Genomic DNA, 13,168 nt, shown 5'->3' with positions numbered 1-13,168 from the left:
CTTCAAACCCCTTTCATAGAGGGCGACATTCTACGTGATTTTCGTCCCGAAAGAAAGATTATTTTTGAGTTATCCGCAGTTTTGAATTTAAAATTACTGTAGCCAATTTGATGTGCCAGTTAAAGCACAATCAGTTGCACCTTTTGCCCAAAATTTTTGTCCTTGATCGTTAAGACAAATGATCCCATCACCAGCTTGAGAACTTGTAGCAATAGGTGTAGCAGTTAACACCCAGCTTGAATCAGTTATGCTGGCGAAAGCTAAGTTATATAAGGCTTGGCCTTGTTGAGGGCTGACACTAGAACCATAAATCGATGTAATCGTCGCATTCGATGGATAACGATTGTGAACTACTTTTTCTGATTCTAATGTTTGGGCAATATTCATCATTTCAGATTGAACAGCTGTACGATGCCCTTTTCGTAAATATTCTAAATACGAAGGCGTAGCTATAGCTGCTAAAATCGCAATTATTGCTACTACAATCATAAGCTCTATTAAGGTAAAACCATTCTTCATTGCCAGTTCTCACTATTTGTTTCACATGCACTGCAAGTGGCTGTTCCGCCACAGTCATTATCAACAGCCGTAGCTGTTAAACTTTGGCAACGCAAACCTGAATTCTTAGCAATAAAATTAAAGTTTCTTGAATCTGTAGTAGTCGCTTTAATGACCCATGTCTGCCCATTTGCAGCAGCATTCGTCAATAAATTTCCTCTCGTCGTATCGTCACTAATTTCAATCGTATAACCACCCCGCGGCAAAGTTACAGATGTGGTGGTAAATCCTCTATAGGTAAAGTTCTTGGATTTATGCCGTTCCAACTGTTCTGCCAATTTTAGAATTTCACCTTTAGCAGCAGAGGCCGTCGCTCTGCGGCTATAACTTTGATATGAAGGGATAGCAATCGAAGCAAAAATAGCGACAATCACGATGACAACCATGAGTTCAATCAAGGTAACACCGTGATTGAACCGCAGAATATAGTATTTATTCATCAGTCATCCCTTAGCGATAACGCTCATACCAGCGTACAGGAACTAAGTGACTTGTACACTGCCACTCACCCGTTCCATTCTCGTTTCCAGCCAATTGTAATTTGCCACAACTATTAGGAACTGGAGGTTGATCTATTTTAGGAACAAATGCTACGCCACGAATACCTGAGCCAATAACGTTTTCATTACATTCAGAAACTCCTACTGGGCAATTAGTACCAGTTCGTGTTCTGAATCCACTTCCATTCTCTTTATTTTGATCGATTGACCCATCAGAATTAAGACAGGCGCCAAATGGTAAACAGTAAGTCTGCTGGTCAGTTTCACCGACTACACGTGGCAAACATGGGTCTGCCGCCACAATACCTGTTCCCTGCGGATCATAAACAGGCACAATTAAAGTCCCGGTAATTGCCATAGGTTCTTCAAAAGCTTTAAGACCTCCTTTAATACGGAAACTATTATTAGCTTTCTCAGTACCATCGCTCATACTAGAAAGCGAGCGATACCAACCACCTTGTCCTGTCCCAGTGTTGGGAAAGAAAATCTGTGCTACTCGAGTTTCTGCAGATCGTAAAATTTGTGGATTTTTTCGAAGCGTCGATCGAGTAATATCTTTTGTTTCAAGTTGACTATCAGTCAAAGACATTAAATTCTTTTTAATAAAGTCTTTGTCGATAATTCCATACACATTATTTACAGGTCTTCCACTTAATGCCGTGCTAGGAGACATCCCCTCACGGCCTGTAAGCGGATAAACATCTAAAGGTGTACTACGGTCACCTGAAGCAATACCTACAGTAATAAAAGTGCGGATTCCATAATCGTGAATTGTCACTGTTGGCGGTTCATAAAAACGCGGCGCATTCCCAGCGGTATAGTCGTTCGAGGCATCATAAGTTGAGTCATTCGTTGCCAAATTGGCTAATCGCACAACTCGAATACCGAAACTGCTATAAGTTGAATTCGTTTTTGTCTGGTTATTATTAAGATCAATACGGAAAATTTGCCCGCCTAAATCACCGAAATATAAATGATCTACCAAACCATCAGCATCTCGATCCAAGGTACTAATGCGACTAACAATACTGTGCTTCATATTAGAGTTATCTATATTAGAGCCTGTATCACTAGTCCACCATAAGCGTTCCCCAGTTTTGGCATCAATAATATAGACAGCGTTTCCTTTTGCTTTTCCATTAGTAAAGCAAGAGTTGCTCAAAGTAATATTCGGGTTTTCATAACATTGGTCGTAGCCACCACCAACAATCATAACCCGTTTAATAACCCCGTTATAACGTATATTTGCAAGTACAGGTTTAGACCAACTCTGCCCCATACGACTATAATTAGTTTGATCTGCTCCTACTCTAAAGAGAAGCTTAGGTGAAGCAGGATTTAAGACATTTAAGCCATAATAACTGCTGCCCCCCATTCGCATGCCACCATAAATATTCATTTGCTTTGCAGTCACTTTTGATACAGCTGAGCTACCGCTTCCTGTGGTGCTAATACTATATGCAGGGTCAGATACCCAAGCTCCATCCATACCGTGAGCAGGAGCTGTAGCATCACTTTGACCAACAACTAAAGCTTTTGATGCAACTGGATCATTTAATATATCAGCGGGAACGAAAGCCATTTGTTCTACACCAGTTGAGGCATCCACAATATGCAGACCGCCTTCCATCGTTCCATAGAGAATGGATTGTTCACGCGCAGATGTTAAATTGCCATTTTCATCTAATGTTCCATTATAGGTGAGCTGTACCGGTAAAGAATGAATACTACCGCCCATCGATAAATATGGTTCATTCGATGTAACCAAAGATGAAGGTAATGTTGTTGCATTAATATCTGTTGAGTAACCTAGATAATTTAATATTTTTAATTTCAAGCTAACCGGGAAATCTTTTAAAATATCTTGCCCAGTTGATGCATCAAATTTTCCTAAAACATAACTTGCTGTATTAGCCACACTATCAAAAGGATTAGTTCCTTCTGGTGGAGCAGCTGGGATTCTTAGCAAATTAGTTCCAGAAGTCGATAGCTTTGTTAAGCTACCATCCGCTGCAACGACGGAAACATCAGTAAATAAGTTGCGGATTTTACTTTGTACTGCGTAATAATATTTTGTGATATTTCCTAGGCCATCCACCACTTCTGATTGTCCCGCAATTGGTAAAGGAACTTTTGCATATGAACCACCTAAAAAGACTTTACCCCCATCATTATAAATAGAGCTATTCCAATAGTCTTTTGTTCCAGTCCTAAAAGCCCCACTTGCATTGTAGACTAATCCACCAGTATTGGCCTCAAAAGCACCAGCATTTGTTCCCGATAAAACAACATGATATTTTTTTAAATTGCCACGCCAAGTTAAATAAGTATTTGCTGGATTTGGCTCAAAAGCACGTAAGTAACCATATTCCTGTAAGTTTTTAGGATTTAAAGCATCATAAGGAACAGAGATAACGCCTGTTGTTAAAGGTGCTAAAGGTGCAGCCCCCAAGTTATTAATAAATGCAATAACACTATCAGTAACACCTTGTGGTGTTTGCGTTGCAAAAAATCCTCCATTGCCATAACCAGGACTAGCAATTGCGTTTGTTCCTTGATTTGGCGAACAAGCATCATCACCTGCGCGATCTGTTTGAGTTCGAGATGTCAATTTACATGCATTAACAACATCACTAGACCCTAAACTTGTAAAGTCACTACCAAAACCGACAAAAGCAGTTTGTATGGGTACATTGACAGGATTCATCGCATTAGCAGCTATGCTTTGGATTACACCACCATTGAAAAGTCTTTTCGCATAGTTACTCATACAATGCCAATCGTTAGTACTACTTAGTGCACCTGATGCAGCGCAATCAAAACTCGTACTACTCAGACTAGCATTCATAACAGAATTAAGGGTCGAATCAGTCTTATTGGTCGGCTCTCCATCAGACAGAATGTAAACTCCTTGACCATCACAACTTACTCGATCAGCCGCCGCTGGCAGTGGTGAGGCGTAACTAAGTAAATCTGCTTTTTTAGAGTCGGAAATAGAACTGCTAAAACCACTATAGGAGTTAGCCCCTAGTTGCATTTCCTGCTTGTAATAAATAGTATTGTTTCCGTTAGTATAATAACCATCTTGAGCAAGGTTAGATGGAGCCGCTCCCCCTAAAGAAACCCAACCATTCGAACGACAAGTCTGTATTTCATTACTAAAATCTGTAGCATTCAGGCTATCACATCTATAGTAGGTAGTTATAATAGGACCATATACTGGTATAGCTTCGGTACTATTCCCTCGATATGGTTGAGATCTCCAAGATTCATATCTTTCATAGCAAAGCGGCGGTGCTACATTGGTTCTCAAATAAGGATAACTGTTAGGACATTGATAACTACTTATAGTTCTTGTTTCTTCCTTTCTATAAACATCAACTGCAATTTGTACAGGTGCGTTAGTCGTTGTTCCCATTAAGTACGCAGCTGCTTCAGCATATGCAGCTGCTGTAGGTGTTCCTCCACTTGCAGTCAGCCCCATTACTGCTGTACGTATAGCATTCCTTTGTGTTGAATTAGTAGCGCCAAGAGTAGCGGCAGGTACTAAAATCTTTCCTGCATTTCCTGACCCATTGACGGAATAATGTCCCAATCCCACTCGAACATTTGTTAGGTTGGGGTTATTACTATCCAAAAAAGCAAACATACCATCCTTTAGCCTTGATATTCGATCATAGCATTTCAAGGAATCTGTTCGAGCGCTATAACTACCATCAGCATTTTTATTAGGATTGTAACACTTGTCCTTTAATCTTTGATAATTCGACGAAGTTGAAGTCGAATAAGCCACCGAGCAGTACGTTCTGGAATATGTATACGACCCGCTCCCTCCACTATCAGTTTGCACAGTTGTACGATCTGAACACACTCCATAATCTGCATTAATTGAATTACTACTACTATTTACCCCCATTGAACCGGAGGTATCCAACATCATCACAATGGTTTTTTTACCCGCTGTAGGTGAAGCATAAATTTGTAAATCACTCGCCTGCACCACGGAGCTTGTCATTAGCCATGTAAAAGCAACCGAACTCGAACAGATGGCATACCATAAATTATTTGGCTTAAAATTCTTCAATTTTAGTTTCACGATATTCCCCGTTATGAACCTGGTGCCGTAATTTGAGTGAGTTTATTGGTATAGTTAAATTCTTGAACTTGAGTACTAAAAGGCACGTTATGATTTGCCAAACACTCCGCCAATGTTTGTTTAGCCGTTAATGCGGTATCAAAATTGTCGCTAATTTTTGCCGAACTTGTGCTTAAGCAATCGCTTTGTAAAGTCTCAATAGAAGTAGAAGCATAGGCTGGCAAAAAAGCAGTTGTAATCACTCGAATACGTTGCGTAGACAACATGCTTTTAGGTAGTTGCGTACCTTCCGAGGTGTTTGTTCCTCGTGGTAAATTTAAACCTGGAATATCGTTAGCAGCATCTGTTGGAACACTTACAGCAACTTGGGTAACCACTGCTTGACGATTACTTCCATAATCACTTGTTAAATCGCAGAAACCCGCCACTCCGCCATCTTCGACAACCGCATTATTGGCACTTCCTGCTCGAAGTAAACTTGCGCCTCTGGTCTGAGCAAAATTTGTTGATGTAGAAACAGGCTTATAACAAAAATTGTATTCTGCACCTGGGTTACTTTCGTGCTCTTTAAGCGCGGCACCAATCACATTAGTAATATTAGTTAGGGTGGTAGGATTCATCTGCACAATGAGTTCTAAAGGAGTGTCAGATGACTGAAAATTTAATTGGCTAACTTGGCTATTGGTAGCAACTTTTAAAGAAACAATAGCCACTCTTATTGCTAAAACCCCTACAGAAATAACAATCAATAAAATAATCAGTACAACAATAAGGGTTGCCCCTTTTTCTTTAGACCTACTTTTATGAATTAAATGGGTCATAGACTTTCCCCCATCGCATTGCGTAGAGCAATTGTTAAGTTATAAGTGCGGCGTAAGAATCGAGTTGTATTATCAGAAGCATGGACGGTTTGATCTAACATAAAAAAAGATTGCGCAGGATCTATTGCTTTGTTTTGGGCATTATTAGTAGAGCGCGCTAATACAGATATTTGTATTGAAAGAATTCGTGGCGGCATCACAGATGGTGTGGCATCTCGGGCAGCCTGTGCAGCAGCGCGATATTGGGGAATGGTATAATAAGCAAAATTGCCAGCCACATTTTTTGCACCAAACAGCACATGGAAATGGTCAATACGCGGCAATACAATTTGACCAGCGTCGCCCAACCCAGCAATAGTGGTCGGTTGAGCTGTGGCTACAGCCGAGGGAGTATTTGCATCACATGCAAGTGCATAATCTTGCTGGGAACTACCATTACTATCCAGACGTAAAAAATAACGCTCTACAATTAAATCTCCCGCAAGTACATTCACACCTTCACAATTGGTCATATTCGTAGGAGCAATAAATTGAATAGTCAATTGATCACTTTGCACAGCAGCATTTGAACTATTCTGTATATTTGATAAGCCTTTCCAGTGATTACTCACAGTACTTACCGTATCGCCTGCACCACGACTTAATAATGTGTCAGCAATATAAGTATTTGTTCCAACATTAGGGACAAAATTGACACTGTTATTATTGGTTGCTGTTGAACCAGTTAATACAACACCACCCCAAGGTGTGGTATCAGTTAATATTGGGTTGGTTACATTTCCATAATTTAGAAGCCGTATATCACGGGCAATATATTCCAAGCCAAAAATACCGCTATCTTGTATTTCAGCATTTGCTTTTTGTAGACGACTTGATAGAAGTCCACCAATAAATAATTGAGTTGCCGCAGCTACCAAAATTAGGCCTAAAGCCAATGCAACCATAAGCTCAATTAATGTAAAGCCTTGCTGCTTCCGCAATAGAAATGAGTGAGCCATTAATATGCCTCCATCATTAAACAATTTGAATTATTGGCATAAACACCATCTGTACTCATACAGCTCGACACATCCGCACTAGTGACTCCTTCATTTGTTGTAATTACTGGAGAGGTTTTCCCCCAAAAAACAAAAAGACATTGCCTCTGCTGGGCCATCGTGCTTGTAACCCCTGGGCAATTTGTCATTGTTATTTTCATGCCAAGTTGATCAGCATTTCTTGCTGCTTGATATGCATCAAATTGAGCAAGTTGAGAAGGTGTACAAGCTGAATTGAAACAGGAAGTCGGAGCTGCGGTAGTAGATGAATAATTACTATAACTACGGACAAATACAGGATATTGACTAGCTTGAGAACTATTTACGCGAATGTTTTCTGCTAATCCCCTCATAATCATCATGGCTTGAGATTTGCTTAATGCCTCTGAAGATGCATCCATAGCCCGAACTTGCAAGGCAACATATCCTAAAACCCCTATCGCAAGTAAAATTAAGGCAACCAACACTTCTAATAAACCCACCCCAACTTGAGCTTTCCGTTTAGAGCCCCGCATTAACATGTCTCCTCAGCTTTAAAAATCAATGTGCCAAGCTTCGTTAAAATAAGAATTTTCTTTTTATTTATTTTTGAATTACAAATAGATAAAAGTGTATCTTGGGTAATATTAGTTACCACTCCATTTGCATTAAAAGTTAAAGTCCTCGCTGTTAATGAACTTTGCGTACCATTAGCAGCGATATTTTTGAGCTCAAGAGTGTTATAGGAAGCAGCCTTCCAATTGAAAGAGGTTGGTGTATTTGAGGCTGTTGAATTCAGATTGATAGAAACTTCCTGTCGACCAAGTATGGCTTGGGTCTTTGCTTCCGACAAAATATTGATTAGGTCTCGTTGATTTTCATCTAGTCGTTTGCTTTCTAATAAATTCGACATAGATGGCGCGGCCATCATCGCGATAATAGCCATGACCGCAATCGTCACCATAAGCTCAACCAAGGTGAATCCGTCTTGCGGAATAATTCCCCTCATCCCTATTACCCCAAATAAACTTTAAAATTTTTTATTTATTATTTAAATTTTACTTCTTATGTTTACAAAACAAATACAAAGCAGATAAAGGGTATAAAAAAACAGATAACTGTCATATCAACAATTATCTGCTTAACTATTTCAAAATCAGTATGTTAAATACATCACACTTTACGCTTGAGTCACATGAATACGTAATTCTTTAGGAAGGCTAAAAGTGATATTTTCTTCACGCCCCTCTAATTCTTTCGGTGCTTGAGCACCCCAATCTTGTAAACGTTGAATGACTTGTTTAATCAAGATTTCTGGCGCAGAGGCACCAGCGGTAACACCAATCTTGCAAGTCTCATTAAACCATGACTGCTCCAACTGATCAGCATTATCTACAAGGTAAGCAGCTTTGCCCATACGCTCTGCAAGTTCACGCAATCGATTTGAATTTGATGAGTTAGGTGACCCAACAACCAATACCACATCACACTTCTCAGCTAAATCACGCACAGCATCTTGTCTGTTTTGAGTTGCGTAGCAAATGTCATCTTTACGAGGGCCTTGAATATGCGGAAATTTTGCACGCAAAGCATCAATCACTTTAGCTGTATCATCAATAGATAGTGTTGTTTGAGTCACAAATGCAAGTTTTTCAGGATGTCGGACGGTAAGTGCAGCAACATCTTCTTCATCTTCAACCAGATAAATATCACCGCCTTTTAATTTGTCATATTGCCCCATTGTGCCTTCAACTTCCGGGTGCCCTTCATGACCAATTAAAATAGCTTCAGTACCTTCACGCGCATATTTAGTGACTTCAATATGAACTTTTGTCACTAAAGGACAAGTCGCATCGAAAACTTTTAAACCTCGGCGTTCAGCTTCTTGTTGAACTGCTTTTGAAACACCGTGCGCACTAAAAATTACAATTGAATCATCTGGAACCTGATCTAACTCATCAACAAAAACGGCCCCTCTTTGACGTAGGTCGTCAACCACAAATTTATTGTGTACAACTTCATGACGTACATAAATAGGAGGATTAAAACATTCCAAAGCCCGATTGACGATTGCTATGGCTCGATCAACACCGGCACAAAAACCACGCGGATTAGCTAACACAATTTCCATAACAGCCTCAAAATTAATAAAACAGGGGAATTTCTCTTGAATATTTGCAATTAAAACTATTCAGTTTAAACGCACGGTACACTACAATAGCGAAGATATTTTATCATATCAGGAAAAATATCATGTCGGGTCTATTGTTTGTCGTTTCTGCTGCATCAGGAACAGGCAAAACATCTTTGGTGAAAGCCCTGCTTGACCGTGTAAGCAATTTACATGTTTCAGTCTCGCATACTACCCGAGGTCAACGTCCCGGTGAGTTAGATGGTGTTCACTATCACTTCACTACAAAAGATGAATTTCTAGACCAAGTCAACCATGATGGATTTATCGAATACGCTGAAGTATTTGGTAACTACTATGGCACTTCTCAAGCTACGGTAAAACAACAGCTAGCTCAAGGACACGATGTCTTACTTGAAATTGATTGGCAAGGTGCAGAACAAGTACGCAAACTTTTCCCTGAATCGAAGCAAATTTTCATTTTACCACCAACTCAATTTGATTTACGTCAGCGTTTATCTAACCGTGGCACGGACTCAGTTGAAGTCATTGAGCATCGTTTAAGCTGTGCAGTAGAAGATATGCAGCACTACACGAACTTTGATTACATCATTATCAATGATGATTTTAATAAAGCCCTACATGAGCTTGAAGCTGTGATTACAGCGAACCGTTTAGTGCTATCTCAGCAAGCAAAACGTCATCAAATATTAATCCATGACTTGATTACTCCTCAACCAAAACAGGAATAACTTGAGTCTAGATCGAAAGCCTTTTATACTATTTAGTCTGTTTAAATTCACCATTCCAAAACGAGAACTTTTATGGCACGCGTCACCGTTGAAGATTGTTTAGATCATGTAGACAACCGTTTTGAGCTTGTGCTCGTTGCAAGTAAACGTGCTCGTCAATTGGCACGTCAAGGCATGGAGCCAACTGTAGAATGGGATAACGACAAACCGACTGTAGTTTCTTTGCGCGAAATCGCGGCAGGGCACGTTACGAAAGAAATTCTTAAACAACGTGAGCAAGATTACCAAACGTCTAGTCTTGATCTTGCCCTTTCTACAAACAGCTTGAATTTAGAAGGTTTTTCTTTCTAATTCATTCTGTTTCATAAAAAAACCATCGTTTTTCTGCGATGGTTTTTTATTTGGCTTTCGGCCATATTCAAACGTATTGGGGAAAGCAATTATTTTTATTGAAAAAAAAATACACTTTTTCAAATGAAAAAATTGACAAGTTCCGCAATATGCTTTTCATTAAGAAGCAGATAGATTTAGTTTTTCAGCAATAGGAAAAAGGGTGATTTATGCCAGGCGAAGAGGTCAGCCAAGCCAAGCAACAGCTCAAATTAATTATCGACCCTTACTTATCGGTAAGCGAAGTCGAAAAAGTGCTTGCTGCCTGCGATTTTGCCGATCTAGCACATACTGGCATTACACGTAAAAGTGGCGAACCCTATATTCTGCATCCGATTGCTGTAAGCTGCATTCTTGCAAACATGCGTTTAGATGCTGAAACCTTAATGGCAGCACTTTTACATGATGTTATTGAAGATACTCAATATACAAAAGAAGATATTATTGAGAAGTTTGGTCTAACAGTTGCAGAATTAGTAGATGGCGTAACCAAACTTAGCCAATCAAGCGATAAAGAATATAATAAAGCAGCTTCATTCCGAAAAATCTTGCAGGCGACCTTACAAGATCCACGTGTCATCATTATTAAATTAGCAGATCGCTATCATAATATGACAACCCTAGGTGCTCTACGTCCAGATAAACGTGCCCGCATTGCTCAAGAAACTTTTGATATATTTGTACCGATGGCAAGATTAGTCGGCATGAATGAAATGGGCGATAATCTTGAAAACTTATGTTATCAAAACCTTGATCTAGATATGTTTGATAACGTTCAAAATGCGCTGCTTCAAACAAAACCAGAACGATGTAAATATCAAAGTATTTGGGAACAAAACCTCGCTGAACTTCTGCATAATTATCATATTCAAGGCCGTATTAAAAAGAAAAATAACAATATCGAATTATTACGCCATTTCGTTAAAAACGAGATGGATCTCCAAGAGCTTACCCATAGTCATGCTTTTGAAATTGTTTTACAGTCTATTGCCGACTGTGACCGCTTGGTAGAAGCATTAAGAGAAAACTTTCAGGTTATCCAGTATCAGGACCATATTCGTCGCCCATTACCCGGCGGTAACCAGTCTTTACTGATTAAACTTAAAGGCGAAAAAACGACGCTATCTCTTACTATTCAAACCGAGTTGATGCGTAAAGCTGCTCGTTTTGGGGTCGTGTTAGGCGAAAATGCGCCGCAAACTTGTCGCTCTGCCATTCAGGCTTCAATGCAAAACTTAAATACATTGATTGATGGCGAATGTGCTAAAACAACTTTCAATGATTTACTTGATTACCTACACCAAGAAAAAATCTGGGTATATACGCCGCATGGTCAACTGCATGAACTACCACAAGGCGCTACCGTAGTAGATTTTGCTTATTCAGCAAGTTTATTTTTAGGTAACCATGCTGTTGGTGCAAAAGTTGATGGTGAGATTAAACCACTCTCTACACCATTAGTTAGCGGTCAGGTTATCGAGATTATTACAGATGTTTTAGCAACACCAAACCCAGACTGGCTAAGTTTTATTAATACGCAGAAAGCTCGTCGTGCTTTACAGCATGTGCTTAAAGATCAAGATATCGAAGAACAACGTCTAGTTGGAGCACAAGCCCTTTCTCGTGCACTGAAACTCTTTAATCGTTCAATCAATGATCTTTCTGAAGCCGACTGGCTAGATCTATTGCAATGGCGTCATATCGATAATAAGAATACATTGTTTGAACAAATTGCGGTTGGTGATTTATTACCTCAACTTGTAGCAAATCACCTGTTTGCGCATGATAAACACCCACAAGTAGAAAACTCAGATCGACTTATTCAAAGCACTGAAGGAGTCGACGTTAAATATGCACACTGCTGCAATCCAATTTTAGGCGATCCAATTCAAGGACACTTAACACGTCGTGGATTAATTGTGCATCGCATCCGCTGTCATAACTTACTACATGAACAACATCTACACCCTGAAAATATCATGCCGCTTCAATGGAAAGCAGATGATGTAGATGATGTCCGTTTTACAGCCTACCTTGCTATTTACATGGCGATGAATGATGAACAAGTATCAGACCTGATCTATCAATGTCGTAAAAATAATGCTGGGGTAGAGATGGTTCACTCAAATGAGCAAAGAACTTTTGTGAATATTGTAGTGAATAACCGTAAGCACATTGCAAAAGTCATTCGTGATTTACGCATGCACTATGGTTTCCCACGTATTGAACGTTTAGATGCCCCTGCTCCACAAATGGAAATTTCAAAAGTAAGCTAAGTCTTTATAGAGACTATTGGCTATAAATTTTTGTTTCCTTAACAAAATCAAACTTTCCAAACTCACTTAATCAATTAAATCGATGATACTTTTGTCCAAAGCTATCATCGATTATGATGGAAATAGATTTAATCAAGGAGAACCAAATGTCCCGCCAAGTCATTCATACTGAAAATGCCCCTGCTGCTATCGGCACCTACTCTCAAGCTATTTTAGTAGATAATACGCTATATCTTTCAGGGCAAATTGGTTTAGACCCATACAGTATGGAACTTGTAGAAGGTATTGAAGCTCAAATTCGCCGTGTATTTGATAATTTAAAAGCAGTTTGTGAAGCTGCTGGTGGTTCACTTGCAGATATTGCTAAACTCAATATTTTTTTAACTGACCTATCAAATTTCCAACTTGTAAACCAAATCATGGGTGAATATTTTGCTCAACCCTACCCTGCACGTGCAGCTCTTGGTGTAGCAAGCTTACCAAAAGGTGCATTAGTTGAAATGGATGGAATTGTAATTATTAATCAATAAGATATAAAAAATCAAAATATCTAGCTCTAAATATTTGGTTTTAAAAATATGAACCACCTTGGTGTAAAAATCTAATTTCTTCTTAGATTTCCGCTTAG

The 13,168-nt window shown here is 39.3% G+C and carries 13 protein-coding genes; 5 read left to right on the top strand and 8 right to left on the bottom strand.

The genetic code is table 11. The features are described 5' to 3' along the window. Positions 1 to 93: 93 nt before the first annotated feature. The 8 genes from HUN22_RS02535 to ispH form a co-directional block, all read right to left on the bottom strand. The gene (locus HUN22_RS02535; protein WP_174726384.1) at positions 94 to 519 is read right to left on the bottom strand and encodes a type IV pilin protein; all 426 of its coding nucleotides are present in this window, start codon (positions 517 to 519) and stop codon (positions 94 to 96) included. After that, positions 516 to 998 (bottom strand): type IV pilin protein, encoded by a 483-nt coding sequence (locus tag HUN22_RS02530; RefSeq protein ID WP_174726383.1) that lies wholly within the window; start codon positions 996 to 998, stop codon positions 516 to 518. Before HUN22_RS02530 ends, HUN22_RS02535 begins: the two co-directional genes overlap by 4 nt. A 10-nt stretch (positions 999 to 1,008) precedes the next feature. Further along, entirely contained in the window at positions 1,009 to 5,073 is a 4,065-nt protein-coding gene (locus tag HUN22_RS02525; RefSeq protein ID WP_438839285.1) for a pilus assembly protein, read from the bottom strand. 92 nt (positions 5,074 to 5,165) lie between these two features. After that, complete coding sequence (locus HUN22_RS02520; protein WP_174726381.1) at positions 5,166 to 5,975, bottom strand: PilX N-terminal domain-containing pilus assembly protein; 810 nt, start codon at positions 5,973 to 5,975, stop codon at positions 5,166 to 5,168. Beyond that, positions 5,972 to 6,973 (bottom strand): PilW family protein, encoded by a 1,002-nt coding sequence (locus HUN22_RS02515; RefSeq protein WP_174726380.1) that lies wholly within the window; start codon positions 6,971 to 6,973, stop codon positions 5,972 to 5,974. The genes HUN22_RS02520 and HUN22_RS02515 overlap by 4 nt, the downstream gene beginning before the upstream one ends. Further along, positions 6,973 to 7,533, bottom strand: coding sequence for a type IV pilus modification protein PilV (gene pilV, locus HUN22_RS02510; protein WP_174726379.1), 561 nt, complete (start codon positions 7,531 to 7,533; stop codon positions 6,973 to 6,975). The genes HUN22_RS02515 and pilV overlap by 1 nt, the downstream gene beginning before the upstream one ends. Next, positions 7,527 to 8,000, bottom strand: a complete 474-nt coding sequence (locus HUN22_RS02505) for a pilus assembly FimT family protein (protein ID WP_174726378.1) — start codon at positions 7,998 to 8,000, stop codon at positions 7,527 to 7,529. Before HUN22_RS02505 ends, pilV begins: the two co-directional genes overlap by 7 nt. A gap of 171 nt (positions 8,001 to 8,171) precedes the next feature. Next, on the bottom strand, positions 8,172 to 9,122 hold the full coding sequence (ispH, locus tag HUN22_RS02500; RefSeq protein WP_016143645.1) for a 4-hydroxy-3-methylbut-2-enyl diphosphate reductase: 951 nt from the start codon (positions 9,120 to 9,122) through the stop codon (positions 8,172 to 8,174). Positions 9,123 to 9,244: 122 nt separating this feature from the next. Here ispH and gmk point away from each other — a divergent pair, with 122 nt between their 5' ends. From gmk to HUN22_RS02475, 5 genes are all read left to right on the top strand, one after another. Beyond that, positions 9,245 to 9,874: a guanylate kinase gene (gene gmk / locus HUN22_RS02495; protein ID WP_174726377.1), complete on the top strand. Its 630-nt coding sequence runs from the start codon at positions 9,245 to 9,247 to the stop codon at positions 9,872 to 9,874. 72 nt (positions 9,875 to 9,946) lie between these two features. After that, positions 9,947 to 10,225 (top strand): DNA-directed RNA polymerase subunit omega, encoded by a 279-nt coding sequence (rpoZ, locus tag HUN22_RS02490; RefSeq protein ID WP_002116990.1) that lies wholly within the window; start codon positions 9,947 to 9,949, stop codon positions 10,223 to 10,225. Between the two features lie 38 nt (positions 10,226 to 10,263). Then, complete coding sequence (locus tag HUN22_RS02485; RefSeq protein WP_174726376.1) at positions 10,264 to 10,419, top strand: hypothetical protein; 156 nt, start codon at positions 10,264 to 10,266, stop codon at positions 10,417 to 10,419. Positions 10,420 to 10,434: 15 nt separating this feature from the next. Beyond that, positions 10,435 to 12,540 (top strand): RelA/SpoT family protein, encoded by a 2,106-nt coding sequence (locus HUN22_RS02480; protein WP_057105808.1) that lies wholly within the window; start codon positions 10,435 to 10,437, stop codon positions 12,538 to 12,540. 146 nt (positions 12,541 to 12,686) lie between these two features. Next, complete coding sequence (locus HUN22_RS02475; RefSeq protein WP_002116996.1) at positions 12,687 to 13,070, top strand: RidA family protein; 384 nt, start codon at positions 12,687 to 12,689, stop codon at positions 13,068 to 13,070. Positions 13,071 to 13,168 lie beyond the last annotated feature (98 nt).

The sequence above is a fragment of the Acinetobacter lactucae genome, assembly GCF_013344765.1.
Classification (GTDB): domain Bacteria; phylum Pseudomonadota; class Gammaproteobacteria; order Pseudomonadales; family Moraxellaceae; genus Acinetobacter; species Acinetobacter lactucae_A.
Note: the sequence above shows the minus strand (reverse complement) of the source record. Positions and strands in the feature narration are given on the sequence as shown.